The organism is Mycobacterium sp. E2462, from assembly GCF_001672685.1.
Lineage (GTDB): Bacteria > Actinomycetota > Actinomycetes > Mycobacteriales > Mycobacteriaceae > Mycobacterium.
Genome location: NZ_LZKC01000428.1, coordinates 1 through 2,186, shown reverse-complemented (window position 1 = coordinate 2,186; position 2,186 = coordinate 1). Strand labels below are relative to the sequence as shown.

Below are 2,186 nucleotides of genomic sequence, written 5' to 3'. Positions count from 1 at the left end.
GCACGTGATTCGACCGGAATACTGCCGGAGCCGAAGCAGATCGGCGGCGTCCCCGCCGCGATCCAGGACGCGACGTCGGCGTCCGCCTCGGTGGCCAATTCCATTGTCAGGGCGCCCACGAACGGACGCCGATCGCCGAATTTCGCCCACTCCTCGGCGAGGCCGGGGAAGCACACGTCATCGTAGGCCTGAATTTCCAAGGAACCGCGTTCGGCGATCCGCCGGGGCGACGCGACGGTCGCGGTGGCCAGCCCGAGGTCGCGGCGTTGCCGGTCTTCGGCCCGCTTGTTCATGCGCCAGCACATCCAGTCGTAGACGCTCATGCCGGTGCGCACCAACGGCTTGGGCATTCGTGGGATCAGTTGACCGTTGGGCCGCATCGGAATGTAGTGCAGGGTGGCCATCGGAATGCCGTAGTAATCAGCGACATTCACGGCGAGATCCTGGTAGAGCTGGCCGCTGAAGATGAGGTCGGCTCCCGCCCCCACCGACATCAGCGACGCGCTCATCTCCTGCCAATTCCGCAGCACGGGCTCCCACGCATCGCGGATCAGCTTGATCGGGTTGCGCACGAAATTCTTCCGAAAGTCACGGATGAATTCGTCGCTCCAGAAGTCGTGCATATCGGGGCCGTAGGCGATCGCCGGGAGACCGGCCTTCTGCGCCAGCTCCACCAGGTTCGGCGGGACGGCCATGCGCACCTCGTGGCCCCTGCGCATCAGTTCACGACCGATGGTGAGGCACGGCTCGATGTCGCCACGCGTTCCATAGCTCGCCACAGCAAATTTCATCGCGACCGTAACCTTAATCACTCTCCGTCAGCATGGGCAACTTCGGCGAGTCGCCGGTGGCCTGCGAATTGCAGATCATCGCTGGCCAATGCGCTTTCCTAGAGGAAAAGGCGGAACGGCGATGCAACGCCTTCGGCGATTGCAACGAAAATGAATTACATCGCAGTAGCGGTGTGGTGAATTCTGGCAAAGCCAATGTCATCGGCCTTTCCCCCGGACCGTAGCACTGTGACGACCTTCGAGCAGCGCAGGCATCGTCGGCTGAGGATACATTGTGCCAGAGGACCGTCGGCGTGTCTTTGGAAACCGCGCGATTTCGTATCCGCCACAGATGGCTCCGAAAAGCGCAATTTACCGACGCTTTTCGGGGCATATTTTCCCCGGCGCTTGCGGACCCGCTCAGGCGCGGCTGCGCGCTCGGGCGAAATTCTCGACGAGATCGGCGGCCTTGCGGACGCTGTCGGCGGGCTTGGTCATGTGGCTGGCGATCTGCCGGGCGCGCACCGCGTAATCCGGCGCCAGCACCCGGCGCAGGTCGGCGGTGAGGGTTTTCCGGGTCGTCGCCGAAAAGCGCCGCGTCGTCCCGACTTTCAAGCGTTTGAGCTGCGCTCCCCAAATGGTCTGGTTGGCGTCCATGGACAGGATCACGGTGGGAACGCCCGCGCGCATGCTGGCGGCCGTGGTGCCTGAACCGCCGTGGTGGACGACCGCGCGGCAGACCGGGAAGATCGCCGCGTAATTGACCGCTCCCACCACCTTCACGTGCTCGAAAGACGGCGCACTGCTGAAATCGCTGTAGCCGGCGCAGATCAACGCCCGCTCCCCCAGCTCGGCGCACGCGGCGCCGATCATTTCCACCGTCGCGGCCGGGGATGCCACGGGCATGCTGCCGAATCCGAAACAGATCGGCGGGGTACCGGCGGCAATCCACGACGCGACCTCGTCATCGGCGCCGGTGGCCAGCTGCATCGTCAACGTGCCGACGAACGGTCGCTGGTCACGCCAGTCGGCCCACTCGTCGGCCAAGCCCGGGAAGCACACCTCGTCGTAGGCCTGAATTTCCAGCGACCGCCGTTCGATGATTCGCCGGGGCGACGGCCCCGTCGCCTTCGGCAGACCCAGCTCGCGGCGTTGGGCGTCCTCGACCTTCTTGTTCAGGCGCCAACAGAACCAGTCGAACCCCACCATCGACGACCGCGCCAATGGCGCGGGAAGCAAAGACACCACCTGCCCGTTGGGCCGCATCGGGACGTGGTGCAGGGTGGCCAACGGGAGGTCGTAATACTCGGCAACGTTCGCTGCGGGTTCCTGGTAGCTCTGGCCAGCGAAGATCAGGTCAGCCCCGTCGGCCAGGGAAAGCAGCGTCGTGTTCATGTGGCGCCAGCATTGGTCGCT

At 64.7% G+C, this 2,186-nt stretch carries 3 protein-coding genes; 1 reads left to right on the top strand and 2 read right to left on the bottom strand.

The annotated features are described in order from the left end of the window. Positions 1 to 791 (bottom strand): glycosyltransferase (locus A5714_RS21880; protein WP_197513868.1); only part of this gene is annotated, 791 nt, incomplete at its 3' end. A 32-nt stretch (positions 792 to 823) separates the two neighbouring features. On the opposite strand from A5714_RS21880, the gene A5714_RS26320 reads away from it, so the two are divergent. Next, the gene (locus A5714_RS26320) at positions 824 to 1,015 is read left to right on the top strand and encodes a hypothetical protein (protein ID WP_156747270.1); all 192 of its coding nucleotides are present in this window, start codon (positions 824 to 826) and stop codon (positions 1,013 to 1,015) included. Positions 1,016 to 1,190: 175 nt separating this feature from the next. Here the strand turns inward: A5714_RS26320 and A5714_RS21875 are convergent. Beyond that, the coding region (locus tag A5714_RS21875) for a glycosyltransferase (RefSeq protein WP_068282785.1) at positions 1,191 to 2,186 on the bottom strand (996 nt) is incomplete at its 5' end.

Excerpts from the sequence above, each read along its gene's own strand:
- A5714_RS26320 (WP_156747270.1), top strand. The coding sequence starts at position 824 with ATGGGCAACTTCGGCGAGTCGCCGGTGGCCTGCGAATTGCAGATCATC.